A 25,848-nucleotide genomic window follows, 5' to 3' on the forward strand; every position below is an offset into this window, starting at 1 on the left:
AGCGTCCCCTTTTCGTGCTTTCGGGCCAACAGGGGACGCTCTCAGTTTTTAAAGCCACGCAGCGTGCTTTTCCGAAGATCGATCCCGATTTCAAGCCGATGCTGTGGGGTGAACCCAGCCGAACGGTAGTGCCATGTCCTCCGCATTTTTAGCCACCCGTCGTTTCATCCGCATCGGCGGCGAAGCCGCGTCCGACTTCCTGCAAAATCTGATCACGACAGATCTGGAATTGCTTGGACCGACAGAAGCGCGCGCAGGCGCCCTGTTGACTCCGCAGGGGAAGATCCTGTTCGACTTTCTGGTTTCGCGCGACGGGACGGATTATCGCCTGGAAACGAGTGTGGACCAACAGGAAGCACTGCTGCGCCGTCTCACCATGTACAAGCTGCGCGCCGCAGTCGATCTCAAAGCCGAAGACATCGACGGTGTCAGTGTCTACTGGGACGAAGAGGCACCGAAGCACGGTGTCACCGACGGTCGCTTTGCCAAGGCTGGCGTAACGCTCTATCGCGTGCCTGGACAATCCGCCGATGGCGATGTTTCTGATTATGACGCCCTGCGCATCGCCAACGGAATTGCCGAGTCAGGGTGCGACTACGCGCTTCAGGATGCCTTTCCGCATGATGTGCTGATGGATGTGAATGACGGTGTGTCCTTCAGAAAAGGCTGCTTTGTCGGACAGGAAGTCGTCTCGCGCATGAAACATCGCGGCACGGCGCGCCGGCGCGTCGTCCTTGTCTCTGCAGCGAGCGCCCTTCCGCCTTCCGGTAACGAGATCATGGCAGGCGGCAAACCGATGGGAGCCCTCGGCACCGTCACCGGCAACCAAGGCCTTGCCATCATCCGTGTCGACCGGGTTGCGGACGCTATGGCATCAGGCAGTGTGATGACCGCTGGAGACACGACCGTCACCGTCGCTCTGCCGGCCTGGACCGGCCTGAGCTTTCCTTCCGTCGATCCGCTTGCTGGCGCCGAGGATTAAGCGGTGGCACCTTCCAAGGCTCCGCGTGCATGGCAACGCATGCTGTCCGGCAGGCGTCTCGACCTTCTCGATCCCTCTCCTCTCGATGTCGAACTTGCCGATATCGCTCATGGTCTGGCGCGCGTGGCGCGTTGGAACGGGCAGACGCGTGGCGACCATGCGTTCTCTGTGGCGCAGCATAGTCTCATCGTCGAAGCGATTTTCTATCATCTGAACGCCTCCGCTTCGCCGGACGATATGCTGATGGCACTGCTGCACGATGCGCCGGAATATGTGATCGGCGACATGATCTCTCCTTTCAAATCCGTTGTCGGCGGCGGCTACAAGAGTGTGGAAGCCCGGCTGGAAGCCGCCATCCACCTGCGCTTTTCGCTGCCGCCTCACCCCACACGAGAGCTGAAAGACCGCATCAAGAAGGCGGACACGGTCGCGGCCTTCTTCGAGGCGACGGAGCTTGCTGGCTTTTCGCTCGCGGAAGCCCAGAAATTCTTCGGCCTGCCGCGCGGCATCAGCCGTGACATGATCGCGATCGATCCGGTTCCGGCACTTGAGGCGCAACGCCGTTTCATCGAACGCTTCGAGGCCATCGAAGCACTGCGCAAGGCTTCATCATGACTGCAATCGTCGTCTCGCCCCTCTCCCGCATCGGAGAAATGGCCGTGCGCCACAAGGCGCGTGAAATGATCACTCTGATTGCGAAGGAGCAGGCCTTTCATCGCCCAGCCGTGATAGCTGCCGAGCGGCATCTGACGCTTCAGATGAACGACATCGCCTTCAAGGGGAACGATACGCTGATCGCGCCGGATGACGCCCATGTTCTGCGGCTGATCGAATTTGCCCGGGAATGGGATCAGTCCGTGCCGCTTCTGATCCATTGCTGGATGGGCGTGTCCCGGTCGCCTGCAGCGGCGGTTGTTGCCGCACTTGCGCTCTATCCGGATCAGGATGAAACGGCGCTTGCACGGCGGCTTCGAACCGTGTCGCCTTATGCCACGCCCAATGCCCGCATCATCGAAATCGGCGACAGGCTGCTTGACCGAAAGGGTCGATTGGTGAGCGCAATCAAGGCGATCGGCCGTGGTGCCGATACCGATGGGAACGTCCCCTTCGTCCTGCCGGTGACCGACATGGGCTCGATTTAGCGGGAACCCGAGCCGGGACCCATCGTTACCAATCCTGAAACGGAAAGATCATCAAGGGACGATCCATGGAACAACAGGCAACGGATATCATCGTGGCATCACAGGCCGCGCTCAGGCAGGCGAGCGCCTTGGCGGTGCAATATTCCTTCTCCGTCATCGGCGCACTCATTCTTCTCATCATTGGCTGGCTGGCCGCGGCATTTCTTCAGCGCTGGGCGTTCCAGGGTCTTTCCCGCATTCGCGGCTTCGACGCGACGCTTGCCGGCTTCTTCGCTGGCGCCATCCGCTATGTGGTGCTCATTCTGGTCATGGTCATGGTGCTTGGCCAGTTCGGCGTTCAGACCGCTTCCATTCTCGCAGCACTCGGTGCCGCAGGTCTTGCCATCGGTCTGGCACTGCAGGGCACGTTGCAGAATATCGCAGCTGGCATCATGCTGCTTGTCCTTCGTCCGTTTCGCGTCGGCGAGTATATCGAAACGAGTGCTGTCTCCGGCAGCATCATCGAAATCGGTCTCTTTGCTACTGAGCTCAAGACCAGCGACGGCCTCTATCGCCTTGCGCCAAATTCGACGCTTTGGAACGTGCCAATCACCAATCACAGCCGTTTCCCAACCCGTCGCCACGAATTGAGCGTGACGGTGCCAAAGGGTGAGAGCATTGCCGAGACGCAGGACATGCTGCTGCAAATTGCTCGGGGTGACAGCCGCGTGCTGCTAGACCCGGCACCCGCAACCTTCGTCGATACAGCCAGTGCCGATAGCGCGACTGTCAAATTGCGTTATTGGGCGCAGAGCTCAAACTGGTTTGCGACAACACGGGATATGACGAAGGCATTGAAGCTCGCTTTCGATGAGCGCGCTGCAAAGGTCCAGGCGGAAGAGGGATCTACCCCTACGCCCTGATCCTTGACACTGTCCAGACAATCAGAATAAGGTTGCATATTGCAACTAATCCCGGTTTTCTGTCATGGCGTCATCCGAACTGATTGTTGATGAAATCCGTATCCACTCCCGCAAGATGGTGCGGGAGCTTGGTTTTACCGGTCGGGGCTTTGCAGGTACCGACCTGTCACCGTCATCCGTTCACGCTCTTCTGGAGATCGATAAAGGCGATGTGGCAGCGCGTGACATTGGCGATGCTCTGCATATGGATAAATCGAGCGTCAGCAGAATGCTTCGCAAGCTGATCGATGCGGGCTGGGTGGCAGAAGACCCCGGCGAGACAGACAATCGGGTCAAACGTCTCTCTCTGACATCCGCCGGAAAACGTCAGGTTGGCCAGATCAATCATTTTGCCCGGCAACAGGTGCGAGCTGCAATCGAGCGACTGACCCCGGAGCAGCGCCACATCGTCTCGAACGGTTTGCGCCTTTATGGCGAAGCGTTGGCCCAGACACACACGCCTGCCGCCATTTCCATCCAGTCGGGCTACAGGCCCGGGATCATGGCGCGCATCACTGAATTGCACGCGCTTTTTTACGCCAGAACAGCCGGCTTTGGACAGGCATTCGAGTCTGTGGTCGCCGCCGGTCTGGCCGAATTCGGATATCGTCTCGGCAATCCGAAAAACGCTATCTGGACGGCCGTTCGAGACGGCCAGATCATTGGTTCCATCGCGATCGATGGTGACGATATGGGGTCGGGAAAAGCGCATTTGCGCTGGTTCATCGTCGATGATTCAGCGCGAGGCAGCGGCGTTGGAAAACAGCTTCTCGACACCGCTCTCGCCTTTGTGGACGCTCAGAGCTTTACAGAGACGCATCTTTGGACCTTTTCCGGCCTGGAGGCTGCCCGCCATCTCTATGAGAGCCGCAGCTTCAGTCTTGCCGAGGAGCGCCCTGGATCGCAATGGGGCAGCAAGGTTTTGGAGCAGAGGTTCGTCAGACCAGCGAAACCTGAGGGACGGTAAACCAACACCGCCCGCCCGCGCCTCTTCTCTCTTCCTGCCTCACTGCCCCATAGTGGAGCGGTGCGCCCATCCGGTCATGCGTTTTTCCACCCAAGCCATGATGGCATACATGACGATGCCTTCGACCGCGAGCATGAGCAGGCCGGCGAACACCAGTGGTACGTTGAACTGGCTCTGGGCCGAACTCATCATGTTGCCGAGGCCATAGTTGGACGCCACAGTCTCGGACACGACGGAGCCGACGAAGGCAAGCGTGATGGCGATCTTCAGTGAGCCGAAGAAATAGGGCATGCAGCGCGGAATGCCGACTTTCAGCATGATGTCCATCTTCTTGGCACCGAGCGCGCGCAGCACATCCTCGGTTTCCGGCTCGATGGTGGCAAGACCGGTCGCGACATTGACGACGATGGGGAAGAAGGAAATCAGAAAGGCCGTCAGCACGGCTGGCACCGTTCCGATGCCGAACCAGATGACGAGCACTGGAACAAGCGCCACTTTGGGGATGGCATTGAAGCCGATCATCAATGGATAGAGACCTGCATAGATGGTTTTCGACCAGCCTATGAAGAGGCCAATGCCAAGGCCCGCGACCACCGCAATGGCGAAGCCGAGCGTCGTCGTATAGAGCGTCTGCAGCGAGTTTTTCCAGATCGGCGACCAGTATTGGACCACGGCCTGCCCCACCCGGGTGGGTGATGGCAGCACGGTCTGCGGCATCTTCAGCGCATAGACCAGCAGTTCCCAGGCGACGAAGAGCGCCAGCGTATAGAGCCATGGCGCTGCCTTGACCCAATTGACGCGGGCGATCAATGGCTTTGGTGGCGTTGCTACGACCTGGCCTTCGACAACCGCACTCATGCCGCTACCCTCGCCTGAGCGATTTCGCCGTGCAGTTCCTGAACCATGTCGTTGAAGCCTTTTTCATACATGAGGGACAGTTGGCGCGGCCGCTCGAATGGTACGCGGTGTTCCGCCAGCACCCTGCCCGGCCTTGCGCTCATCACGAAAATCTTGTCGGCCAGGAAGACTGCCTCGCGCAAATCATGGGTGACGAGAATGATCGTCACGCGCTGGACCGCATGAAGATCGCGGATGACGCACCACAGTTCCTCACGGGTGAAGGCATCGAGAGCGCCGAACGGCTCGTCCAACATCAAAAGTTCCGGCTCATGGATGAGCGCGCGGCAAAGATTGGCGCGCTGCTGCATACCGCCGGAAAGCTGCCACGGGTACTTCGATCCGAAGCCTTTCAGCCCGACGATCTCTAGCAGCCGTTCGGCTTTGGCGACATACTCCGCCTTATGGGCGCGCAGCCTGCGGCGGTGCTTCTCGACGATCTCAAGCGGCAGAAGGATGTTTTCAAGCGTGGTGCGCCACGGCAGCATGGTGGGGTTCTGGAAGGCCATGCCGACGATGGAGACGGGTTCGGTCACCTGTTTGCCGCCGACGATCACATTGCCACGCTGGGGAATGTGCAGCCCGGTCACGAGTTTCATCAGCGTCGATTTTCCGCAGCCCGATGGGCCGACCACGGCTGCGAATTCTCCGCGATCCACCGTCAGCGCCAGGTTCGAAACGGCGAGCGTTCCCGAAGCGCCGCCATAGCGCATGTCGACGCCGTCGATTTCCACCAGATGAGCCATATCTCCAAGTTCCTGTTATATTTCAAAATGCGTGATGGCCGCCCATGCGAGGGACGAACTCCATGGAGCGATCGGCCCCATGGATGGATGCTCCGGGGCGCGCCCGAGCATGACGAACGTTAAGTCGTCTTATTCTAAAGCGCGTCGCGATCTTTCAGAGTCGCTGCTCGCGCTTTAGGTCCTTGTTTATCGCGGTCGTCATCGCAAAACCGATGCACAGTTTTGCGTAAGCTATGCATCAGGCCGCCGTTATGGCAGCATGCGCTCTTCCTTGGGCGGCAGGTAGCTTGCGTCGAAAACCTGTTCAGCCTTGACGTTGCCCTTGAGGCCGATTGAAACCTTCAGCGTCTCCATGGATGCCGCAAGGCGTGCCGGATCGACGCCACCCATGCCGTTTTCGATCACGTAGGGCGTCTTGATGTTCATCGAATTTGCCATGTTGAGGCGCTGCAATTCGATGTCAGGGTTCAGCGTTTCGTTGCGCTTCAGAACTGCAGCAACGCCTTCTTCCGGGTTCTTGACGGCATCGGCAAAGCCCTTGGCAAGCGCCTTGAGGAAGCCTTTCACCGCTTCCGGATTTTCTTTTGCAAAATCAGTGTTTACCAGCACGGCGTTGCCATACAGATTCAAGCCATGCTCTGCCATCAGGATCGTGGCGATATCGTCGTCGGAGATGCCTTGCGCCTTCAGGTTCAGGATCACCGAGAAGGCGAAACCGAAGACGGCATCGACATCACCCTTTGCCAACATCGGTTCGCGCACCGGAAAGCCGATGGACTGGATGGTGATCTTGCTATCATCGATCTTGGCGACTTCCTTGAACGCCTTCCACTGGGCGAAGGCGCCATCCGGCGGTGGTGCGCCAAGCTTCTTGCCTTCCAGCGACTTCGGGTCTTCCGTGACGCCCAAGGACTTGCGCCCGACAACTGCGAAGGTCGGCCGCTCATAGACCATGTAAACGGCCTTCACCTTCTGCGTTGGATCTCCGTCGAGAAACTTCATGATGGAATTGATATCGCCGAAGCCCATCTGGTAGGCGCCGGTTGCAACCCGTGGAATGGCTTCGACGGAGCCGTTGCCGCTATCGATGGTGACATCCAGGCCCTCGGCCTTGAAATATCCCTTATCGAGCGCGAGCAGAAAGCCTGCGGACGGGCCTTCGAATTTCCAGTCGAGCGTGAATTTGATCGGCGTATCGGCGAAAGCTGCAATGGGTGCGACGGAGATGCCAGCGAACATGGATAGAGCGGCTAAAGCCGCTGTCTTTGAAAACAGCCTTCGCGTGAACATTCAGAAATTTTCCTCTGGAGGTTTTTTTGTGTCGTTGCCGTCATACAAACCAATTTCATTCCTAATGGCAAGAACTAATAGCTTATAAATTGCGCAAATTTTATTCTGACTATTTTTTAATCTTTTTAGGCTTGGGCTTGAGGCATCTCGCCGATTGAATAGGCGAAACATAGATGTCGTACTGGCAGTGCTAAGGATATGAACACATCGTTCTTCCGCTCATGGATTGCGGAATCCACCGAGACGATGAAAATGGCAGCATCAACGACAGTCCGGAGAGACGCATGACATCGGCCCTTGGCATCCACCACATCACCATGATCACGCGGAAAGTTCAGGCAAATGTGGATTTCTATGCGGGTTTCCTCGGACTGCGACTTGTCAAGCGAACAGCCGGCTTCGAAGACGCCATGCAACTCCACCTGCTTTACGGCGACTATGCCGCCTCCCCCGGATCACTGATGACCTTCCTTGTCTGGGAGGATGGCGGACAGGGGCGCGTCGGCTACGGACAGACGCTGGAGGTGTCTCTGGCCATCGATCCCGCGAGCATCGGCTTCTGGCTCACGCGCGCCTTGCAGGCGGGCGTCCATACCGAAGGACCGATGGAGGAGTTCGGCGAGCCTGTCATCCGGTTGAAGGATCCGGACGGCATCATCATCAAGCTTGTCGGCACCGGCGCCTTTCCTGAAGCCCAGCCGCATGATGCGCCCGGCATTCCGCTGGAACACGCCATCCGTCGCATTCGTGGCGCTACCGTCCTGAGCGAGGTACCGGAAGAGACCGAAAGCTTCCTCTCCAACTATTTCGGCTACGCGCGCCAGGACAAACAGGGCGCAATCCGCCGCATGTCGTCCGAAGCCGGCGACATTATTGACGTCCGCGATGCAACGGGCTTCTGGTCCAGTGCGCCGGGCACAGGCACCGTGGACCACATCGCCTTTCGTGCCAAGGACATGGATGAACTGGACGAGACGCTCAAGCGGCTGAAGTCCCTGAACTCTTCCACCACCAATGCGCATGACCGAAAATATTTTCACTCGCTCTATGTCCGCGAGCCGGGCGGCGTGCTGATCGAGATGGCGACCGACGCGCCGGGCATGACCATCGACGAGCCGCTGGAAAGGCTCGGCGAGGAACTGTTCATTCCGCCGCTTTTCATGCGCGACGAGGAAGACGTGCGCGTGGCGCTGCCGCAATTTTCCATGCCGGGAGAGGAGCGCGTCATCTACCGCGACCTGCCCTTCATCCATCGTTTTCACACGCCTGCGGACCCTGATGGCAGCACCATTGTCCTGCTTCACGGTACGGGCGGCAGCGAGACCAGCTTGATGGCACTGGCACATCGGGCCAATCCCAACGCCACGCTGCTCGGCGTTCGCGGCCGGAGCACGGAAGAAGATGTGGCACGCTGGTTCCGGCGCTTTGGCGATCTCAACTTCGACCAGAAAGATATTGCTGCTGAAGCCGAAGCCTTCGCCGCATTCATGGAAGGCGCGGCCAAGTCTTATGGCATTGATCGCGCCAAGCTGCGCTTCATCGGCCATTCCAACGGGGCAAACTTCCTCGCCGCCTTCTTTGCCCTCCATCCCGATTGGGCGGCCGATGCCTTGCTGCTTAGACCGATGCCGGTTCTGGAACATTGGCCTGTCGTGGATTTAGCCTCCAAACACTTCCTGCTGGCTGCCGGGGAGACAGATCGCCATCGCGACAAGGCCCATGCGCTTGCCGACATTCTGAAAGGCAGCGGCGCCGAGGTGGAGGTCAGGGTTCTGCCGAACAATCACGACCTTGGATTTGAAGACGTCGAACTGGCCAAGGAATGGATCGCGGCGCACGCGGCCAATTAGGCGCCTAGAACGACCGCGGTGGGAACCAAAAGACGCCAAGACGCTTGCAGATGCCGCAATAAAAGGCTTTAAAAAACAGAGCTATACGCGGAGTGCTTATGACATCTTTCCTGCTGCTTCTTATCGTCGGCTATGTCGTTGCGTTTTTCTACACGCTGAGCGCCAGCATCAAGAACTCCCGACGCCTCGCAGAGCTTGAAAAGGAAATGTCCAGCCTCAAGGCCCAGATGGCGGCGGGTGTCGTGCCGGTTGCCAGTTCCGCCGAGGCTGACGAGCAACTGCAGGAAGCAGTAGACGTGGCCGCTGAAAGCGCGGCGCCACCAGCTTTGCAAACTGAAGCTGCTGAAGCGGAGCAAAACGTCATACCGCCGCCGCTGCCAATTCCGTCAAAGACAAAGGACCTTAGACAGGAAGACGCTGTTTCCGCCCACGCTACAACCACCCAGGCGACCCCGAAGGAAAGCTTCGAAAGCAGACTTGGTGCGCGTTGGGCTGTCTGGCTCGGAGGCATCACGCTTGGGCTCGGCGGCATATTGCTAGTCAAATACTCCATCGAAAACGGCCTGCTGAGCCCCGCTGTGCGGCTTGCCATGGCGGCCCTCTTCGGCCTTCTGCTTGCTGCTGCTGGCGAAGCCATCCGCCGCCGGGCCGTTCCAGGCATTGCGGCCGCCTATTCCAACGCCATGATCCCTGGCGTATTGACAGCCGCCGCCTCTCTGACCCTCTTCGGTGTGGTCTTTGCCGCCTATGGCATCTACGAGTATATCGGACCGACGACGGCTTTCGTCCTGCTTGCGCTGGTGGCTTTCGCCACACTCGGACTGTCGCTGCTTCACGGGCAAGCGCTCGCAGGGCTCGGGCTCTTCGGCTCGATGATCACGCCCGCTCTTATTGTTACCGAGACGCCGAACATCTGGGCGCTCTTCGGCTTCCTCACCGTCTCAAGGGTGGCAACGGCGCTAGCAGCGCGGTACCAGCGATGGAAGGTCGTGCCCGCTCTCGCCGATATTGGCCTTGGCCTTTGGGCTGTCGGCTACACCATGGCGTCGAACACGGTTCTTGCCGAGCCTGTCATGTTCGCGCTTCTCGCGATGATCGCGGGCTTGATCTGGATCTGGCCTGGCAAAGTCTACGAGCATGTCGCAGATAAAAAACCGCTTGTGACCGAGGGGGATGCTGCGAAACCCGCAAACCATCTTCTTGCATTCCTGGCAAGGCCGCCGCTCGCGATCAATCTCACCGCCTCGCTTGCGATCGTTCTCACCGCACTTGCCATGCTGGCCAGCAGCGCCGGCATCAGCATGCACCCGGCTGTCGTCGTTGCTGTGCTCATCATCGGGCTTGCGGCGCTGGGTGCCGGCCGCCTCAATGCGGTGTGGCCCGCCATCTTCGCTTCGCTCGCAGCACTTGGCTGCGCCAATATCCTGGCGCAAAACAACCTCGAATTCCTGTCGACCTTTGGCAGCGTCGCAACACCTGCCTCCATCGCCGTCGATCAAAGCCTTCAGGCTTCGATCACCCGCATCATGGGCATCGTCTTCCTCCTGTTTGCCGTGGAAGCCATACGGCGCAGAACACCGAGGGCCGCGGGTTTTGGCACACTCTGGGCGTTGATCGGCTCCATCGTTCCCGTCGGACTCGGCGTCATCAGTTTCGTGGAATACGGCAATCTGACGCGGGACTGGCTGCACGCGGCCTATGGCCTGGCGATCGGTATTGTTCTCTTTGGCGCTGCCTATCGTTTCGACAGAAGCTCTGAGCCTGCCTTCCAGCGGCCCGTCAATATTCTCGTTGTCGGCTCGTTCCTCGGCTTCCTGTTGACGATCCATGCCCTGACAAACGGGCTCGCGACCACCATCCTTATCCCGCTTCTCGGCTTTATCGACGTTCTTGGAACGCGGCGTCGTTCCTGGCCGGCTCTCGCCTGGGTCATGGCGCTTGCACTTGTGATCGTGCTTGGCAGGATTGCCTGGGAGCCGACGATCGTCGGTCCGCAGAACCTCGGTACCACGCCCGTCTTCAATGCGCTTCTTGCAGGCTATGGCGTTCCTGCCCTGCTTGCCGTGGTCTCGGCATGGCTGTTGCGCCACTCACCCGATCTCCGCGTCCGAAACTTCCTGCAGGCTCTTGCAAGCCTGATGGTGTTGTTGACGCTGGCGATCCTCGTGCGGCACGCGATGAATGGCGGCGTGTTGAACGACGCGGTGCCGACACTCGGCGAACAGTCGATCTACACGCTGCTGACGATCGGCATGTCCGGTGTGCTGATGACGCTCGACATGAAAAGCCCAAGCCCGATCTTCCGTTACGGCTCGATGCTCGCTGGCTGCCTTGCGATCGTCAATGTGCTGGTTGCGCATTTCTTTGTGCTGAACCCCTACTTTACCGGCGAGAACACCGGACGCTGGCCGTTCTTCAACCTGCTTCTCATCGGCTACCTGCTGCCGGGCGCGGCCTATGCGGGACTTGCTTTTTATGCCCGAGGCAAACGCCCTCAGCCTTATGTTGCCTTGCTCGCGCTTGCGGGCGCAGTCCTTGGCTTTGCCTGGGCAACGTTATCGGTGCGCCGCTTTTGGCAAGGAGAAAACATTGCGGACTGGAAAGGCTTCCTGCAGGGAGAGACCTACAGCTATTCCGTCGTCTGGCTCGCCATCGGCGTGCTGCTCCTGGCGCTCGGCTCGCGCTTCGATGCCAAGAGCCTGCGTCTCGCCTCCGCTGCGCTGGTGCTGCTTGCCGTCGCCAAGGCGTTCCTCATCGACATGAGCAATCTGGAAGGCGTGTTGCGCGCCCTCTCCTTCATCGGACTTGGCGTCGTGCTGATCGGCATCGGCCTCTTCTACCAGAAGATCCTGACGGCCAAGCCGAAGGATGCCGCGGCGCAGCAGTGATTGCGCCGCTGCCTCACCCGCTCTAAAACGCGATGTCATGAGAGTGGGGAATCGCGAATGCATGCTGGGTCCTTAGCGCCGTATGAAGCGCTTGCCGAAACGCTGATACCGCATGCGGCGGAAGGCGATGATGGATCGCATGATCTCGCGCATATTCACCGCGTCTTCCGCAACGCCATGCGTATTCATGCGCAAGAGGGCGGGAACGGCACGGTGCTGGCCGCAAGCGTGCTGCTGCATGATTGCGTGGCGGTGGAGAAGAATTCGCCACTGCGTTCACAGGCCTCACGTCTGGCTGCCGAGAAGGCGAGTGTCATTCTTGGCGGTCTCGGCTGGACGGAACCGGATATCGAAGCCGTGGCCCACGCCATTCTGACGCACAGCTTTTCCGCCAATCTGACGCCGGAATCGCTTGAGGCGAAGATCCTGCAGGATGCGGACAGGCTGGATGCCATCGGCATGGTGGGTGCAGCCCGCTGCTTCTACATTGCCGGGCGCCTGGGCTCGGCACTATACGATCCAGCCGACCCACTGGCGAAAGACCGTCCGCTCGATGATCGCCGCTTTGCCATCGACCATTTTGAAAACAAGCTTTTCAAGTTGGCCAATGGCTTTCAAACCGAAACCGGGCGACAGCTTGCAAAAGAGCGACATGAGCGTCTTCAACAGGTGCTCGATATGTTTCTGGACGAAATCTGAGGGAACGGCGATGCAGATCACCCAATTGAATATCTACCCTGTGAAGAGTGCCAGAGGCATTGCACTTTCGCAGAGCGCCATTTCCGCTGAAGGCCTGCCAGGCGACCGCCGCGCCATGCTGGTTGACCCCTCCGGTTATTTCATCACCCAACGCGAACTTCCTGCAATCGCCAGCTTGAACGTGGTGCCTGAAGCCGGCGGCTATCGCCTTTCCATCGATGGCAAGGGCGAAATCCTCGCCGTTCCGTCGCCCGCGCGGCTCGAGGTTACCGTCTGGAAATCAAACGTGGATGCCGCTCTGGCGACGGATGACGTCAACGGCACGCTGTCGCAGTGGCTCGGGAAAGAGATGAAACTCGCCTTCTTCGATGACCGCTCAACGCGCCTTGCCAATGTGGAGTGGACCGGCAACGAGACGCCCGTCACCTTTGCAGATGGCTACCAGATCCTCGTTGCGACCACTGCCTCGCTTGAGGCTCTCAACGCGGACATGATGGCCAATGGCGAAGACAGCATCGGCATGGAGCGTTTCCGCCCCAACATCGTGCTGGAGACGGATGAAGCATGGGCGGAAGATCGCTGGGCGGCGATCGATATCAACGGTATTCGCTTCGATCTCGTAAAACCATGCGCCCGCTGCATCATGACCACGCAAGACCAGAAAACGGGCTCACGTGATGTTCCCTCCCCGATGAAGGCCATGGGCCGTATCCGCATGTCCGCAGATCGTCGCGTTCCCGGCGTGCTCTTCGGCTGGAACCTGACCCCTCGCGGTGCAGGGACGATCAGCCTCGGGGATGTCGCCACGGTCGTGGAGTGGCGCGACGAGGCTTGGCCGATTAAGCGACGCGGCTAGATCTTACGCGCAGCCACGATGAGGAAGATCGGGCGGCGGTTCTCGTGCACGAGTTCCGGGCGCTCGGTGAGAAGAGCAGGATCCGGCTTCGGTTCCGATAGCCGCTCGACCGCAAAGCCCGCATCGATCAGCGAGTTGATGATGCTCGACAAGGTGCGGTGATACTTGATGACGTCATCCGCCATCCAGTTCGAATGGCGCTCGCCCTCCTGTTGATAATTGTCGAGCGGCCAATGAAGAATGTCGCCGGCTTCTCCGTAAAACCAGTCCTGCTGCTCAAGTGCAGTAAACACGGGATGTTCGATCGAGAAGACGAAGGAACCCCCCGTCTTCAGCAGCTTAAAGACTCGCGCAAAGACCGGCTCGAGCGACGCGACATAATGGAGAGCCAGCGAACTCAACACGACATCGAAGCTATCCGCTTCGAAGGTCGCATCTTCGATCGCCTCGCGCCGGTAGCTGATCCTGGGATGGGCATTGATCCGTTCCGCCCTCTCCAGCATCTTCTCTGACAGATCGAGGCCGACGACGTTTGCCGCGCCTTGCTCAACCGCGTAGCGGCAATGCCAGCCAAAGCCGCAGCCGAGATCCAGAACCAATTTCCCCTCCAGCGGCGGCAAGAGCGCACGGAACTCGTGCCATTCGCCAGCTTGTGCCAATCCGCCTTCCGAACGGGGCATGGCGCTGTAGCTTTCGTAGAAACCCTCATCGTCATAAATGTTCTGTTTCATCGCAGGCTCCAGTTTATCGATGATCGCTTATCGCGATGGTCCATCAACCTCGCTGATGCACCTGTCAAGAAAAGTCGCTGGTGTCCTCACGTGCGGATGAATACTGTTATTCTCCTATCCGGAGGAACATCATGGCCACATTATCCAGCGCGTCTACCAGCCGGCCCATGCCGTGGCTGATCATTCTGGCTGGATCGCTGATCGCCGTGATGACCTTTGGGCCGCGCTCGGCCATGGGTTTTTTCCAGCTGCCGATGCTGGCAGATACGGGCTGGGATCGCTCGACATTCGGGCTCGCCATGGCGCTGCAGAACCTCTTCTGGGGTCTGGGACAACCTTTCTTCGGCGCAATGGCTGACAAGTACGGCACCGGGCGGGTGCTTGTTCTCTCTGGCATCCTCTATGCGCTGGGGCTCCTGTGCATGTCCTTCGGCACCTCGCCCTTCTGGCTGCATTTCGGCGGTGGCGTTCTCGTCGGGCTTGGCATTGCAGCAGGTTCCTTCAGCGTCATCCTGTCGGCCTTTGCCCGGCATGTGACGCCTGAACAGCGCTCAATGGCCTTCGGGATCGGCACGGCTGCGGGATCGGCGGGCATGTTCATCTTCGCGCCCATCAGCCAGGGATTGATTTCCAATTATGGCTGGTCGGACAGTCTCGTCTTTCTCAGCGTCATGATGCTTTTGGTACCGCTTCTGGCATTTCCGCTGCGCGGTGACTCGTCGTCGGGCTCGCAGTCGCAGGCCCAATTTCAGCAGACCGTCGGTGCTGCTTTGAAGGAGGCGCTTGGTCACAAGAGCTACCTGTTACTGACCACCGGCTTCTTTGTTTGCGGCTTTCAGGTAGCTTTCATCACCGCACATTTTCCCGCCTATCTCGGCGATATCGGTATCGAACCGCGCTATGCGGTGATCGCCATGGCGCTGATCGGCTTCTTCAATATCGGCGGATCACTTGCGGCCGGCTTCATCGGGCAGCGCTATTCGAAGCCGCCTTTTCTGGCCTATATCTATATCGGCCGTTCGATTGCGGTGACCGCCTTTCTCCTTCTGCCGCAGACACCCGTCTCCGTCGTCATCTTTGCCGCAGTGATGGGAATCCTATGGCTTTCCACGGTGCCGCCTACAAATGGCCTTGTCGCGATCATGTTCGGCACCCGTCACCTCGGCATGCTGGGTGGCGTGGTGTTCCTGTCGCATCAGGTGGGCTCGTTCCTTGGCGTATGGCTCGGCGGCTTCCTCTACGACAAGCTTGGCTCTTACGATCTCGTCTGGTGGCTGGGTGTTGTGATGGGACTATTTGCTGCCATCGTGCATTGGCCGATTGAAGAACGACCCGTCACGCGGCCTGCGGCTGCGGCGGCTTAAAGCCAAGAGACGAGTTGATCAACCGGGTTGACCGACTGGTCCTGCCCCGCCTGCCGGCTCATTCAACTTCCGCTCCAAGGCCTTCAGAGCCGCCTGGACGAAACCGTCGCGGGCGGCATTTTCTTGAATCCCTCTCGGCTCATAGACGTGTCTGTTGAGAAAATGATTCGTCAGGCGAAAGGCCGCAGACAGGCTTTGGCAATCCGCCGACGGTGCATGTGCCTCGCCAAGAAAGGGAGGCAGCGCCAGCATACGCTGCGCATAGGGCGCGCCAGCGGCACGAGAGACGGCTCTGCCTGTCTTTGGAGAAACATAGACAAGGTCGCTGCGAATTCCAGTCGCTGCACACTCGGTGAGATCGAGACCGAAGCCGAGATCGTTGAGCACGGCCAGTTCGAAGCGCACGAACAATTCGCCCGCATCAGCCGGGTCGGAGAGATTGTCGAGAATGACATCGAGCGCTCGATAGAGATGCGGGTGCGGATCGCGCTCCGGCAAGAGCCGCAGCAACGCCCCCATGGCCTGTACGCCATAAACGGCAGTCGCCGTTTCCATCAGTTGCGCGGCGCGCAATTGAAGCGGCTCGATCCGGTATTCACCCAAGTGATCATCAAGGCGGGCGCGCCAGGTGACATCGACGCGATTGCCGGCCTGTAGGACGGGCTGCATGGATCTGGACCGGCCACCCCGTACCATTCCGAGATGGCGCCCGCGGGCGCTCGTCATCACCTCGGCAATGACGCTCGTCTCGCCATGGCGCTTGACGCCAAGAATAATTGCCTCGTCCTGCCACTGCATGAAGATATCGCCCAGAGCTCAAACGCCACGACAGATAATCGTCGCATGACTAAAGCGTGTCGCGATCTTTCAGATTCGCTCCTTACGCTTTACAGCATCGGCCCGAAAATCGGAATCGTTTTTCGGAAAGCACGATGCGTAGATCAAAGAAGATAGAGCGTCATTTGGGCGTTCAACGGACGCACGGCGCTCCAGGTCTTTGTTTTATCGCATGTCGTTGTCGCAAAACCGATGCACACTTTTGCTTCGACCATGCATCAAAGCACCATAGTCTGCGCAAGTGGTTCAGGTCCAATGTTTACGCCATCAGGCGTGCGACGAATGACTTGAGTTCAGGCTCAGCGAAAGGCTTGTCGAGAAGCGGCGTATCGACGAAATCCTCGGGGAACCCGCTGGTATCCCCATATCCGCTGACAAAACCGAACGGAATGGCGTGATCTTTCAATCGTCTCGCCAATTCATAGCTCATCCCGTCCGAGAGATTCACATCCAACAGGACGCAGTCCGGACGCGCACGCTCCAGCGCTTCCTGGGCTTGGGCAAGAGTGGTCACGATGTCGACAGTTTCGACCCCCATAGACTGGAGGCAGGCTTCGGCGTCCATCGCAACCAGATACTCGTCCTCGATGATGAGAACCCGTTGAGGCACCATGTTTATTATATTCTCCGGGCCGGGCCTCAAATCGAAGGCCGATTTCATTAAATTAGCTTTACGTGTTCCTGACATCGCAGATCAGCTTCGCTGCGTCATTTAAAAAAGACATATCAGGATACCGGGTGAAGCCCCAGAAATCATGATTCAAAACTCGGTGAGAGCACGCTCGTAGCGTCGTGCACACCCTTGTGTGATGTGTGTCTCTTCACCCAAATGCGCGTCGCGATGTTTCAGATTCGCTCCCCACGCTTTGAGTCTTTGTTTGATCGCATGTTGCTATCGCAGAACCGCGGCACAGTTTTGCTCGGACCATGCTTTAGATGAAGGGGCGCTTGCTGCGCGAATCGAGATCCCATCTCGCAAGGTTCGCAAGGCCCTCCTGATCCAGCACGAGACAGCCCTTGTCGATCCAGCGGATGAAGTTTCGTTCCGCAAGTTTTTTCAGCGTCTTGTTCGTGTGCACGATGGAAAGCCCGAGCGTATCTGCCACATGTTGTTGTGTGACGGGAATGGGCACGCCCTTTTGCAGCAGTCCGACGCGTGTCGCCCTTTGATGCAGGAATGCCAGAAGATAGGCCGCGCGTTCGATGGCCGTTCGCCGGCCGACACTCAACAGATGACTATCGAGCATGCGCTCTTCGCTTGCAGCGATCCAGGTGAGGTCGAAGGCAAGCGAGGGGTGATCGGTGAAAAGGCTGTGGAGGCGCCCGCGCTCGAAGACGCAAAGCGTTACAGGCGACAAGGCCTCTACTGAGTGCTGCATCTCTCCCATTACAGTGCCCTGCAGACCGACGAGGTCTCCCGGCATCAGATAGTTCAAGATCTGCCGCCGCCCGTCCTCCAGTGTCTTGTAGCGAAAGCCCCAGCCTTCCAACACCGTGAAGAGATGGGCGCTGTGCGACCCCTCCATCAGGATCAGTGCGCCGCTTTCGACGCTCAGTTCACCCGTCTTGAAGTGCGAAACGAAATCAAGCTCCGGCGGAGTGAAATCACGGAAATGCGGCATGTCGCGAAGCGGGCACTCTTCACATGGCGTAGTGGAAACGCCGCTCGGCTTTTTTGGAGACATGACAATCCGTTAGAGGCAAGAAATGGGGTCGAGGTATCAGACGTATCAGTCCTATCACAAGACCTCTTTCCGCATTCTTGCGACCAGTCTCACAAAGGCATGACACGATGGTGAGCTTTCGCGACTTGATCCATCGCCTGCCCACCTTACTGCTTGTTTTTATGCATGTCTCATTCGCGAAGCGGTTATCCGCTTCGCTTTCGTTACGCTCAATTGCGCGGGAATTCCAAGCCCATCTCGCGGAAGCGCTCCGGATCGTCGCCCCAGTTCTCTCTTACCTTGACGAAGAGGAAAAGGTGAACCGGCTGTTCTAGAATTTCCGAAAGCTCCTTGCGCGATGCGGATGAGATGGCCTTGATCGCCTCCCCTCCCTTGCCAAGCGCAATCTTCTTCTGGCTGTCGCGCTCGACATAGATGACCTGCTCGATACGCACAGAGCCATCCTTGCGCTCTTCCCATTTTTCCGTCTCCACATGGGAGGCGTAGGGCAGTTCCTGATGCAGACGCAGGAAGAGCTTTTCACGCGTGATTTCCGCCGCGAGCTGGCGCATCGGCAGATCGGAAATCTGATCTTCCGGGTAGTACCATGGGCCCTGCGGCAGTTCGCTCGACAGGTAGTTCATCAGGTCATCGCAGCCGGAGCCGTTGGTGGCGGAAATCATGAAGGTGCGATCGAAGGCAACGATGTCGTTTGCTGCAGCCGCAAGCTTCAGCAGGTCTTCGCGCTTCACCTGGTCGATCTTGTTGAGGCACAGGATCTTCTTCTGGCGAACGTCCTTCAGGCCTTGCAGAATGGTTTCTGCGTCACCCTTTAGACCGCGCTCGCTGTCGATCAGCAGCAAAATAATGTCTGCGTCCTTGGCGCCACCCCAAGCGGAGGTGACCATCGCGCGGTCCAGCCTGCGGCGTGGCTTAAAGATGCCTGGAGTATCCATGAAGACGATCTGCGCATTGTCATGAATGGCGATCCCGCGCATTACCGCACGCGTCGTCTGCACCTTGTGGCTGACGATCGAGACCTTGGCGCCCACCAGCCGATTGACCAGCGTCGACTTACCGGCATTGGTCGGCCCGATCAGCGCAACGAAACCCGAGCGCGTCGGGGCAACTGCCTTGGCATCATCATCATTGCCCTCACCGGGCGCTGCGGCGAAATCATTCTCAGTCATGGGTGTCCAATCAGTTTGCGGCAGATGGTTTCTGCCAGACGCCTTCGCGTTCCAATAGTTTTGTCGCAGCGACCTGTTCTGCCGCACGTTTCGAGCGATCGACGCCTGTTTCCGGCGCAACGCCTGGAATTTCCACGGTCACTGTAAAGCGCGGATCGTGATCCGGTCCGGAGCGATCGTCAACCCGGTAGTTGGGGGTCGCAGCGAACTTCGCGTGCGCCCATTCCTGTAGTTCGGTCTTTGCATCGCGACGACCGGCATCCGCACCGTTGGCGCGGCCTTGCCAGTACTTCAGAATGAAGCTGCGCGCAGCCTCCAGGCCGCCATCCAGATAGATGGTAGCAATGAGACTTTCTACAACATCGGCACGCACGTTCAGCATGGCTTTGCCGGTCAATTTCTTGACGTCGGAGCCCGTGCGGATGAAGAGATGCAGTCCCATTTCATCGGCAATTGCTGCACAGGAATCGGCGCTGACAAGCTGGTTCAAGCGAACGGAAAGCTCGCCTTCCGTCGCGTTGCGGAAGGTGGAGAACAGCAACTCAGCGACACAGAGCCCGAGAACCCGGTCGCCCAGAAACTCAAGACGCTCATAGTTACCGGCTTTTGCGGAGCGGGCACTTGCATGTGTCAAGGCCCGGTCAAGCCGGGCCTTTTCCTTGAATTCATATCCGATCAACGCTTCCAGACGGGCGATCTCGTCCGTCTGGAGCGGCTTGGCCTTACTCATTTAACAACCTTGAAGATGCGATCCCAGCGCATATTTGCGGGCCATTCCCAGATATGGCTGAACGGCGTGTCGTTGCCGAGCGAGAAGAAGATGAGGTTGGCACGACCGATGAGGTTTTCAGCGGGCACGTAACCGACGTCGAAACGGCTGTCGAGCGAGTTGTCACGGTTATCGCCCATCATGAAGTAGTGACCTTCAGGGACGATGAACTCGCGGGTATTATCGCCACGGCTATCCGGCGACTGATCAAGCGTGTCATAGCTGACGCCATCCGGGAGTGTTTCGCGGAAGACTGGCACATCGGTGCCCGGATCAGCTCGGTAATCCGACGTGAAGAAGCCGTCCGGCTCCTTCGGAACGGGATTGCCATTGATATAGAGCACGCCGTTCGTCACCTGAATGCGGTCACCGGGCAGACCGACGAGCCGCTTGATGTAATCCACCTCCGGGTTCGGCGGCAGGCGGAAGACCACCACGTCGCCGCGTTTCGGCTGGCTGAACTCCAGAATACGACCGGAAAACAGGTCGGGCGAGAAAGGCAGCGAGTACTTGGAATAGCCGTAGGAAAACTTGTTGACGAACAAATAGTCCCCGACCAAGAGCGTCGGCATCATTGAGCCAGACGGAATGGTGAAAGGCTGAAACAACACGGTGCGAATAACCATCGCCAGCAGAAGAGCCTGAACGATGACCTTGACGTTTTCCCAGAGGGCGTTCTGCTTCTTTTCTGCTTTTTCGGACACTTAGAGACCTGTCTGCTCGTTCTTCGTCGTTGTCATAAAACCGCTCAACGGTCTTCTGAGATGCTTTAGTGCCTTTCAAGACCAAAGGGAAGCTTTTCTATCGACATGCGTACCGGTCAGCCCGTTGCTGCTCTGACGTCATCTGGAAAGGGGAAGCGCCTCGATTATGACGAAGGCCTGCGCATAGGGAAAGTCATCGGTAATCGTCAGGTGGATCACCGCCCCATGCCCAGCCGGCAGCATGGACTGGAGCCGCTCACCTGCGCCGTTGGTCAGACGCATTGTCGGCTTGCCACTTGGCAGGTTAATGACGCCCATGTCCTTCCAGAACACGCCCTGTGCCAAACCGGTCCCCAGCGCCTTCGAGCAGGCTTCCTTGGCGGCGAACCGCTTAGCATAGGACGCGGCGCGGTTCTTGCGCCGGTCGGATTTTTCTCGCTCGATATCGGTGAAACAGCGGTGGGTGAATCTGTCGCCAAAGCGTTCGATGGAGGCCTCCACCCTGCGGATATCGATGAGATCGCTGCCCAGCCCGATAATCATTCAACCACGTCCATGATAGCGTTACGGTTTGCGGCACGCGCGGCAATCTTTTGATGCTTGCGCTGACGAAAACCACTGATGACTGCATAGACCACAGCGTAGGTAACGACGGCGGAAATAGCAGCGGGAATCAGCGAACCGATCGTCATCGGCTCCAAAACCGGCTTCCACAGCTGCAGGAAGTTCATGTGCGCGAATATTTCTACGAAATCCACGCGCGCCGCCACCTCGCCGCCATTGCGACCGAGGATGAAATGACCAAGCTCCCAGGTGGACGCCCATATCAACGGAAACGTCAGTGGGTTGGCAAAAGTCGTTCCGAGCGCTGCGGCAACGAGATTTGCGCGCAGAACAAAACCGATCATCATGGCTATCAGAATATGGATGCCAAGAAAGGGTGTCCAGGCAACAGCCACGCCTGTCGCCGCCCCTGCGGCCACCGCATAGGGCGACGCCGAAAGGCGGACCAGCTTCAACTTCATATAGCGAAGAGAACGGCGCAGCCCCATACGCGGCCACAGCGCAGCGAGGAGTCTTTCAGAGAGTTTTGCAGGACGGCGACGGCGAAATGGCATGTGCGGACTTTATGTCATCGCCTGCATTCCGCCAAGTGGCGAAAAAGGCGCCGTACCGGAAGCGCATCACGATCCGTTGGACTTGCTTCCTGCGCTTCAACTATCAATTCTCTCGCACGCGTTATCCAGAACCCATGAACGATGTTCCGTGGCGTGCGTTAACGGAGCCCCATTTGGCTCCGCATGAGCGTGGCGGCATGGCCGCCATGCATTTCTGTCTTATCTACGGAACATGCCGCGGTCGACTTCACGCTGACGCAGTTCGAGATCCACAGTGGAGACCGAGCCGCTGAGGTAATCGAATTCGCGTTCCTGAACCGACTTGCCACGAACGGCGCGGGCGATCTTACGAAGCGGTGCAAACATTTGCATTTCCTTTCCAGACGTGAGGCTTTGTCTTCAACGACAGGATTGCCGGAGGAAACCTCTGTTGCTCATTATTTCTGGACTGAAGATAGCTGCATGGCCGCGCAATGACTACGGATAAGACAAGGCCGCTGCCATGCATTGGACGCATAGCAACGGCCTCGAAGGCATTTATTTAAGCAATAGGTGCATCAATCGAAGGCACGTTTCACCGTTGAAACGCAGTCGAGGTCCTTCAATTGAGACAGAAGCTGGTTCAGTTGGCGCAGATCCCACACTTCCACGTCGAGCGACAGTTCGGAAAAGTCGGTGCCGATCCGCACCATGTTGAGCGCCCGTATGTTCACATCCAGCGTCGCGATGGATTGAGCCACGGAGGCCAGCGTGCCCGGCTCATTCAGCGCGTTGATCAACAGCCGCGCCATGAAGCGGGACTTGTTCGCCTCATCGAGATCCCAGCGCACATCGATCCAGCGTTCCGGTTCATCGTCAAACCGTTGAAGCGCAGGAGATTGGATCGGGTAGATGGTAATCCCCTTACCCTTTTCCATGATGCCGACGATCCGGTCACCCGGCACTGCCCCTGTCGCGCCGAAATGGACTTCGACATTATCAGAAAGACCGCGGATCGGCATCGGATCGGGGCCATCCAGCACTTCGGTGGCGCCATCATCTTCGAGTGCGGAACGTGATTTTCCGGGGATCTTGAAGATCATGCCGGAAGCGCTGCGCATATTGAACCAGCCATCGTCGCCCGTCATCTTCACGGTCACGCGCTCGTCCTGATAATCCGGGAAGACTGCGCGCAGCACATCGAGAGACGACACCTCGCCGCGACCGACCGCCGCAATCGCATCCTCCGCATCCTTCTGAGCCAGACGGTGCAACACGGGCTTCAGCGCCTCTCGCGAGAAGCTCTTGCCGGCCCGTTCGAAGGTGCGCTCCAGAATGCGATAGCCCAGACCCGCATATTGCTTGCGGATCGCCATGCGGGTTGCACGGCGGATCGCCGAGCGCGCCTTGCCGGTGACGACGACCTCTTCCCAGGCGGCAGGCGGCACCTGGACGCCGGAGCGAATGATTTCCACTTCATCACCATTGTTGAGGCGTGTGACGAGCGGCATGATGCGGCCGTTGATCTTCGCACCGACGGTGGTATCGCCAATGTTGGTGTGTACGGCGTAGGCGAAGTCGATGGGAGTCGCACCACGCGGCAGGGCAATGAGCTTGCCCTTGGGCGTGAAACAGAAGACCTGATCCTGAAACAGCTCGAGCTTGGTGTGCTCGAGAAATTCTTCGGGGTTGTCGCCTTCGGCAAGCGATTCGATCGTATGGCGCAGCCAGGAATAGGCGTTGGTTTCGGTCGAAAGCTGTTCCGTGTCGCCCGTTTCGCCATCCTTGTAGAGCGAATGCGCCGCAATACCGTATTCGGCAATCTCGTGCATGCGGCGGGTGCGGATCTGCAGCTCGATACGCTGGCGAGACGGGCCAACGATGGTCGTGTGGATCGAACGATAATCGTTCTGCTTCGGCGTCGAGATATAGTCCTTAAAGCGACCGGGTACTACACGCCAACGCGTATGCACGATACCGAGCGCGCGGTAGCAAGAGGGAATATCCTGCACAAGAAGGCGGAAGCCATAGACATCCGACAATTGCTCGAAGGACAGCGACTTGGACTGCATCTTACGGAAAACCGAATAGGGCTTCTTCTGCCGCCCCTTGACCATGGCACCTTCGACGCCATTGGCCAGCAGCAATTCGCGCAGCTCGTCCTCGATCTTCTTGATCAGGCCCTCATTGCGCTCTTCCAACTCCTGCAGTCGCTTGGTGACGGTCTCGAAGGCATCGGGGTTGAGATAGCGAAACGAGAGATTCTCAAGCTCGTCGCGCATATCCTGCATACCCATGCGACCGGCAAGCGGTGCATAGATTTCCATCGTCTCTTCGGAGATGCGGCTGCGCTTATCCGCCGGCATATGCTCCATGGTGCGCATATTGTGCAGGCGGTCGGCAAGCTTGACCAAAAGCACACGAACGTCGTCTGAGATGGCAAGCAGCAGCTTGCGCAGATTCTCCGCCTGCTTGGCCTTCTTGCTGACCAGATCGAGCTTCTTGAGCTTCGTCAGGCCCTCGACCAGCCGGCCGATATCTTCACCGAACATCTCGTCGATTTCGGCACGCGTCGCGCTGGTGTCTTCGATCGTGTCATGCAGGAGAGCGACGGCTATGGTCGACTCATCCAGATGCATTTCGGTGAGAATGGCCGCGACCTCCAGAGGATGGGAGATATAGGGGTCGCCATTGGCCCGCTTTTGCTGGCCATGCTTCTGCATCGCGTAAACATAGGCCTTGTTCAACAAGGCCTCATTCACATCAGGCTTGTATGTCTGAACCCGCTCCACGAGTTCGTATTGTCGCATCATGAATGGGATGCCCCGAAAAAGAAAGCGCGCCAACTGACGGGGACGACCCCGTCGGACTGGCGCACGATGATACATAATCCAGGATCAGATTATGACGACAATCAACTCCTAAGCGCAACCGGAAAAACGCCGGTCTCACGCTAAGCTTAGTAGTCGTCGTTCTTTTCCGGCGGAACGAGACCTTCGATACCGGCCAGAAGCTCCTCTTCCGACATCTGGTCGAAAGTGATGGTTTCCGGTGCGTCGTCGTCTTCGTTCTCGGTTGTCGCGTTGGCGGCAATCGTAACCGGATCGGGTTCCGGCTCATCCACTTCCACATGCTTCTGCAGCGAGTGAATCAGATCTTCCTTCAGGTCGTCGGGCGAAAGCGTTTCATCGGCAATCTCGCGCAGAGCAACGACCGGGTTCTTGTCGTTGTCGCGATCAACCGTGATCTGAGAGCCTTGCGAAATCTGGCGCGCGCGGTGGCTTGCCAGGAGAACGAGCTCGAAACGGTTGTCTACTTTGTCAATGCAATCTTCTACTGTGACACGGGCCATTGCCTGTCCTTTGCGGGTCGTGATGTCGCTGATTAATGGTCCCGATACAGACATTGTCCGAGAATTTCAAGTTTTTCCTCATTTCACGTGGTTTGTCTCACAAGAGACGCAACCACCCGCCCTTTTATTAGTTAGTGCAAATTGTAGCGGCAGGTCTGGACTGCGGGCCGAACGAGCTTATATGAATGCTTAATAATGTATCGCAGACCGAGATATTAGCTGATATCCGATACTCTTATTATATTCGCGGCTGGGAGCCGCTTTGGAGGAAGCCCACTTTATGTTCGACCCACGTGAGAAAATTGCGCTCTTTATTGATGGGGCGAACCTCTACGCTGCATCGAAAAGCCTTGGTTTCGACATTGATTACCGCAAACTGCTGAAGGCCTTTCAGAAGCGCGGCTACCTGTTGCGCGCCTATTATTACACTGCCCTCATCGAAGATCAGGAATATTCCTCCATTCGGCCGTTGATCGACTGGCTTGACTATAATGGCTACAAGGTCGTCACCAAGCCTGCCAAGGAATTTACCGACGCGATGGGCCGCCGCAAGATCAAGGGCAACATGGATATCGAGCTTGCCGTCGATGCCATGGAACAGTCCGAGACAGTGGACCATCTCGTTCTCTTCTCAGGCGATGGCGACTTCACGACACTGGTGGATGCTCTGCAGCGCAAGGGCCGCAAGGTCTCCGTCATTTCAACCATGTCGACGCAGCCGCCTATGATTGCCGACGATCTGCGCCGCCAAGCCGACCATTTTATCGATCTCCTGTCTCTCAAGGCAGAGATTGGGCGTGATCCCAGCGAACGTGCGCCTCGCCCGCCGGTCGAGACCGCAGAAACTGTCGACTGAAGACTTACGCGTTGTTTTGCTTGTGC

The 25,848-nt window shown here is 58.1% G+C and carries 26 protein-coding genes; 11 read left to right on the plus strand and 15 right to left on the minus strand.

Annotated elements, in window-relative coordinates:
- Nucleotides 1-133: 133 nt before the first annotated feature.
- The 5 genes from ygfZ to PVA19_RS18440 all read left to right on the plus strand — a co-directional run bounded on the left by ygfZ (nucleotide 134) and on the right by PVA19_RS18440 (nucleotide 4,032).
- Nucleotides 134-982: a CAF17-like 4Fe-4S cluster assembly/insertion protein YgfZ gene (gene ygfZ / locus PVA19_RS18420; protein ID WP_274103782.1), complete on the plus strand. Its 849-nt coding sequence runs from the start codon at nucleotides 134-136 to the stop codon at nucleotides 980-982.
- A 3-nt stretch (nucleotides 983-985) separates the two neighbouring features.
- Entirely contained in the window at nucleotides 986-1,597 is a 612-nt protein-coding gene (locus PVA19_RS18425; protein ID WP_112359585.1) for an HD domain-containing protein, read from the plus strand.
- Nucleotides 1,594-2,124 (plus strand): tyrosine phosphatase family protein, encoded by a 531-nt coding sequence (locus PVA19_RS18430; protein WP_112359584.1) that lies wholly within the window; start codon nucleotides 1,594-1,596, stop codon nucleotides 2,122-2,124. The genes PVA19_RS18425 and PVA19_RS18430 overlap by 4 nt, the downstream gene beginning before the upstream one ends.
- A gap of 65 nt (nucleotides 2,125-2,189) precedes the next feature.
- The gene (locus PVA19_RS18435) at nucleotides 2,190-3,026 is read left to right on the plus strand and encodes a mechanosensitive ion channel family protein (RefSeq protein ID WP_112359583.1); all 837 of its coding nucleotides are present in this window, start codon (nucleotides 2,190-2,192) and stop codon (nucleotides 3,024-3,026) included.
- A 64-nt stretch (nucleotides 3,027-3,090) separates the two neighbouring features.
- Nucleotides 3,091-4,032 (plus strand): bifunctional helix-turn-helix transcriptional regulator/GNAT family N-acetyltransferase, encoded by a 942-nt coding sequence (locus PVA19_RS18440; RefSeq protein WP_274103783.1) that lies wholly within the window; start codon nucleotides 3,091-3,093, stop codon nucleotides 4,030-4,032.
- Between the two features lie 39 nt (nucleotides 4,033-4,071).
- Here PVA19_RS18440 and PVA19_RS18445 read toward each other — a convergent pair whose 3' ends face one another.
- The 3 genes from PVA19_RS18445 to PVA19_RS18455 form a co-directional block, all read right to left on the minus strand.
- Complete coding sequence (locus tag PVA19_RS18445) at nucleotides 4,072-4,890, minus strand: ABC transporter permease (protein WP_062437994.1); 819 nt, start codon at nucleotides 4,888-4,890, stop codon at nucleotides 4,072-4,074.
- Nucleotides 4,887-5,675 (minus strand): ABC transporter ATP-binding protein, encoded by a 789-nt coding sequence (locus tag PVA19_RS18450; RefSeq protein WP_165807482.1) that lies wholly within the window; start codon nucleotides 5,673-5,675, stop codon nucleotides 4,887-4,889. The genes PVA19_RS18445 and PVA19_RS18450 overlap by 4 nt, the downstream gene beginning before the upstream one ends.
- A gap of 249 nt (nucleotides 5,676-5,924) precedes the next feature.
- Complete coding sequence (locus PVA19_RS18455; protein ID WP_440598709.1) at nucleotides 5,925-6,914, minus strand: ABC transporter substrate-binding protein; 990 nt, start codon at nucleotides 6,912-6,914, stop codon at nucleotides 5,925-5,927.
- 335 nt (nucleotides 6,915-7,249) lie between these two features.
- Between PVA19_RS18455 and PVA19_RS18460 the strand changes: the two genes are divergently transcribed.
- The 4 genes from PVA19_RS18460 to PVA19_RS18475 all read left to right on the plus strand — a co-directional run bounded on the left by PVA19_RS18460 (nucleotide 7,250) and on the right by PVA19_RS18475 (nucleotide 13,258).
- Complete coding sequence (locus tag PVA19_RS18460) at nucleotides 7,250-8,815, plus strand: VOC family protein (RefSeq protein WP_274103785.1); 1,566 nt, start codon at nucleotides 7,250-7,252, stop codon at nucleotides 8,813-8,815.
- Between the two features lie 98 nt (nucleotides 8,816-8,913).
- A complete protein-coding gene (locus PVA19_RS18465) occupies nucleotides 8,914-11,703 on the plus strand; it encodes a DUF2339 domain-containing protein (protein WP_274103786.1) in 2,790 nt (929 codons plus the stop codon).
- A gap of 57 nt (nucleotides 11,704-11,760) precedes the next feature.
- Entirely contained in the window at nucleotides 11,761-12,402 is a 642-nt protein-coding gene (locus PVA19_RS18470; RefSeq protein WP_274103787.1) for an HD domain-containing protein, read from the plus strand.
- A 10-nt stretch (nucleotides 12,403-12,412) separates the two neighbouring features.
- On the plus strand, nucleotides 12,413-13,258 hold the full coding sequence (locus PVA19_RS18475) for an MOSC domain-containing protein (RefSeq protein ID WP_274103788.1): 846 nt from the start codon (nucleotides 12,413-12,415) through the stop codon (nucleotides 13,256-13,258).
- Here PVA19_RS18475 and PVA19_RS18480 read toward each other — a convergent pair.
- On the minus strand, nucleotides 13,255-13,989 hold the full coding sequence (locus PVA19_RS18480; protein WP_274103789.1) for a class I SAM-dependent methyltransferase: 735 nt from the start codon (nucleotides 13,987-13,989) through the stop codon (nucleotides 13,255-13,257). The genes PVA19_RS18475 and PVA19_RS18480 overlap by 4 nt on opposite strands.
- A gap of 131 nt (nucleotides 13,990-14,120) precedes the next feature.
- On the opposite strand from PVA19_RS18480, the gene PVA19_RS18485 reads away from it, so the two are divergent.
- Nucleotides 14,121-15,353: an MFS transporter gene (locus PVA19_RS18485; RefSeq protein WP_274103790.1), complete on the plus strand. Its 1,233-nt coding sequence runs from the start codon at nucleotides 14,121-14,123 to the stop codon at nucleotides 15,351-15,353.
- Nucleotides 15,354-15,371: 18 nt separating this feature from the next.
- On the opposite strand, the gene recO is transcribed toward PVA19_RS18485, so the two are convergent.
- The 11 genes from recO to rpoZ all read right to left on the minus strand — a co-directional run bounded on the left by recO (nucleotide 15,372) and on the right by rpoZ (nucleotide 24,966).
- The gene (recO, locus tag PVA19_RS18490; protein ID WP_112359575.1) at nucleotides 15,372-16,151 is read right to left on the minus strand and encodes a DNA repair protein RecO; all 780 of its coding nucleotides are present in this window, start codon (nucleotides 16,149-16,151) and stop codon (nucleotides 15,372-15,374) included.
- 298 nt (nucleotides 16,152-16,449) lie between these two features.
- A complete protein-coding gene (locus PVA19_RS18495; protein ID WP_062426149.1) occupies nucleotides 16,450-16,803 on the minus strand; it encodes a response regulator in 354 nt (117 codons plus the stop codon).
- A 319-nt stretch (nucleotides 16,804-17,122) separates the two neighbouring features.
- Nucleotides 17,123-17,875, minus strand: a complete 753-nt coding sequence (locus PVA19_RS18500) for a Crp/Fnr family transcriptional regulator (protein ID WP_062425668.1) — start codon at nucleotides 17,873-17,875, stop codon at nucleotides 17,123-17,125.
- Nucleotides 17,876-18,084: 209 nt separating this feature from the next.
- Nucleotides 18,085-19,044 (minus strand): GTPase Era, encoded by a 960-nt coding sequence (era, locus tag PVA19_RS18505; RefSeq protein ID WP_062425669.1) that lies wholly within the window; start codon nucleotides 19,042-19,044, stop codon nucleotides 18,085-18,087.
- A gap of 10 nt (nucleotides 19,045-19,054) precedes the next feature.
- The gene (gene rnc, locus PVA19_RS18510; protein ID WP_062425670.1) at nucleotides 19,055-19,774 is read right to left on the minus strand and encodes a ribonuclease III; all 720 of its coding nucleotides are present in this window, start codon (nucleotides 19,772-19,774) and stop codon (nucleotides 19,055-19,057) included.
- The gene (gene lepB / locus PVA19_RS18515; RefSeq protein ID WP_274103791.1) at nucleotides 19,771-20,517 is read right to left on the minus strand and encodes a signal peptidase I; all 747 of its coding nucleotides are present in this window, start codon (nucleotides 20,515-20,517) and stop codon (nucleotides 19,771-19,773) included. The genes rnc and lepB overlap by 4 nt, the downstream gene beginning before the upstream one ends.
- Before the next feature lie 138 nt (nucleotides 20,518-20,655).
- A complete protein-coding gene (gene acpS, locus PVA19_RS18520; protein WP_274103792.1) occupies nucleotides 20,656-21,060 on the minus strand; it encodes a holo-ACP synthase in 405 nt (134 codons plus the stop codon).
- Nucleotides 21,057-21,635: a DUF2062 domain-containing protein gene (locus PVA19_RS18525; protein ID WP_062425673.1), complete on the minus strand. Its 579-nt coding sequence runs from the start codon at nucleotides 21,633-21,635 to the stop codon at nucleotides 21,057-21,059. Before PVA19_RS18525 ends, acpS begins: the two co-directional genes overlap by 4 nt.
- A gap of 219 nt (nucleotides 21,636-21,854) precedes the next feature.
- On the minus strand, nucleotides 21,855-22,001 hold the full coding sequence (locus tag PVA19_RS18530; RefSeq protein WP_082447229.1) for a DUF3563 domain-containing protein: 147 nt from the start codon (nucleotides 21,999-22,001) through the stop codon (nucleotides 21,855-21,857).
- A 191-nt stretch (nucleotides 22,002-22,192) separates the two neighbouring features.
- On the minus strand, nucleotides 22,193-24,427 hold the full coding sequence (locus PVA19_RS18535) for a RelA/SpoT family protein (RefSeq protein ID WP_274103793.1): 2,235 nt from the start codon (nucleotides 24,425-24,427) through the stop codon (nucleotides 22,193-22,195).
- Between the two features lie 146 nt (nucleotides 24,428-24,573).
- Nucleotides 24,574-24,966: a DNA-directed RNA polymerase subunit omega gene (gene rpoZ, locus PVA19_RS18540; RefSeq protein ID WP_062425674.1), complete on the minus strand. Its 393-nt coding sequence runs from the start codon at nucleotides 24,964-24,966 to the stop codon at nucleotides 24,574-24,576.
- Nucleotides 24,967-25,246: 280 nt separating this feature from the next.
- On the opposite strand from rpoZ, the gene PVA19_RS18545 reads away from it, so the two are divergent.
- A complete protein-coding gene (locus PVA19_RS18545; protein ID WP_144620989.1) occupies nucleotides 25,247-25,822 on the plus strand; it encodes a LabA-like NYN domain-containing protein in 576 nt (191 codons plus the stop codon).
- Nucleotides 25,823-25,848: the final 26 nt, after the last annotated feature.

Origin of the sequence: Agrobacterium sp. CNPSo 3708 (genome assembly GCF_028674915.1) — a bacterium.
GTDB classification, from domain to species: domain Bacteria; phylum Pseudomonadota; class Alphaproteobacteria; order Rhizobiales; family Rhizobiaceae; genus Agrobacterium; species Agrobacterium cavarae.

What these genes read in the sequence shown, in the direction of transcription:
- ygfZ (WP_274103782.1), top strand. Translation starts at nt 134, where the DNA reads ATGTCCTCCGCATTTTTAGCCACCCGTCGTTTCATCCGCATCGGCGGC.
- PVA19_RS18430 (WP_112359584.1), top strand. Translation starts at nt 1,594, where the DNA reads ATGACTGCAATCGTCGTCTCGCCCCTCTCCCGCATCGGAGAAATGGCC.
- PVA19_RS18435 (WP_112359583.1), top strand. Translation starts at nt 2,190, where the DNA reads ATGGAACAACAGGCAACGGATATCATCGTGGCATCACAGGCCGCGCTC.
- PVA19_RS18440 (WP_274103783.1), top strand. Translation starts at nt 3,091, where the DNA reads ATGGCGTCATCCGAACTGATTGTTGATGAAATCCGTATCCACTCCCGC.
- PVA19_RS18445 (WP_062437994.1), bottom strand. Translation starts at nt 4,890, where the DNA reads ATGAGTGCGGTTGTCGAAGGCCAGGTCGTAGCAACGCCACCAAAGCCA.
- PVA19_RS18450 (WP_165807482.1), bottom strand. Translation starts at nt 5,675, where the DNA reads ATGGCTCATCTGGTGGAAATCGACGGCGTCGACATGCGCTATGGCGGC.
- PVA19_RS18455 (WP_440598709.1), bottom strand. Translation starts at nt 6,914, where the DNA reads ATGTTCGCTGGCATCTCCGTCGCACCCATTGCAGCTTTCGCCGATACG.
- PVA19_RS18460 (WP_274103785.1), top strand. Translation starts at nt 7,250, where the DNA reads ATGACATCGGCCCTTGGCATCCACCACATCACCATGATCACGCGGAAA.
- PVA19_RS18465 (WP_274103786.1), top strand. Translation starts at nt 8,914, where the DNA reads ATGACATCTTTCCTGCTGCTTCTTATCGTCGGCTATGTCGTTGCGTTT.
- PVA19_RS18470 (WP_274103787.1), top strand. Translation starts at nt 11,761, where the DNA reads ATGCATGCTGGGTCCTTAGCGCCGTATGAAGCGCTTGCCGAAACGCTG.
- PVA19_RS18475 (WP_274103788.1), top strand. Translation starts at nt 12,413, where the DNA reads ATGCAGATCACCCAATTGAATATCTACCCTGTGAAGAGTGCCAGAGGC.
- PVA19_RS18480 (WP_274103789.1), bottom strand. Translation starts at nt 13,989, where the DNA reads ATGAAACAGAACATTTATGACGATGAGGGTTTCTACGAAAGCTACAGC.
- PVA19_RS18485 (WP_274103790.1), top strand. Translation starts at nt 14,121, where the DNA reads ATGGCCACATTATCCAGCGCGTCTACCAGCCGGCCCATGCCGTGGCTG.
- recO (WP_112359575.1), bottom strand. Translation starts at nt 16,151, where the DNA reads ATGCAGTGGCAGGACGAGGCAATTATTCTTGGCGTCAAGCGCCATGGC.
- PVA19_RS18495 (WP_062426149.1), bottom strand. Translation starts at nt 16,803, where the DNA reads ATGGTGCCTCAACGGGTTCTCATCATCGAGGACGAGTATCTGGTTGCG.
- PVA19_RS18500 (WP_062425668.1), bottom strand. Translation starts at nt 17,875, where the DNA reads ATGTCTCCAAAAAAGCCGAGCGGCGTTTCCACTACGCCATGTGAAGAG.
- era (WP_062425669.1), bottom strand. Translation starts at nt 19,044, where the DNA reads ATGACTGAGAATGATTTCGCCGCAGCGCCCGGTGAGGGCAATGATGAT.
- rnc (WP_062425670.1), bottom strand. Translation starts at nt 19,774, where the DNA reads ATGAGTAAGGCCAAGCCGCTCCAGACGGACGAGATCGCCCGTCTGGAA.
- acpS (WP_274103792.1), bottom strand. Translation starts at nt 21,060, where the DNA reads ATGATTATCGGGCTGGGCAGCGATCTCATCGATATCCGCAGGGTGGAG.
- PVA19_RS18525 (WP_062425673.1), bottom strand. Translation starts at nt 21,635, where the DNA reads ATGCCATTTCGCCGTCGCCGTCCTGCAAAACTCTCTGAAAGACTCCTC.
- PVA19_RS18530 (WP_082447229.1), bottom strand. Translation starts at nt 22,001, where the DNA reads ATGTTTGCACCGCTTCGTAAGATCGCCCGCGCCGTTCGTGGCAAGTCG.
- PVA19_RS18535 (WP_274103793.1), bottom strand. Translation starts at nt 24,427, where the DNA reads ATGATGCGACAATACGAACTCGTGGAGCGGGTTCAGACATACAAGCCT.
- rpoZ (WP_062425674.1), bottom strand. Translation starts at nt 24,966, where the DNA reads ATGGCCCGTGTCACAGTAGAAGATTGCATTGACAAAGTAGACAACCGT.
- PVA19_RS18545 (WP_144620989.1), top strand. Translation starts at nt 25,247, where the DNA reads ATGTTCGACCCACGTGAGAAAATTGCGCTCTTTATTGATGGGGCGAAC.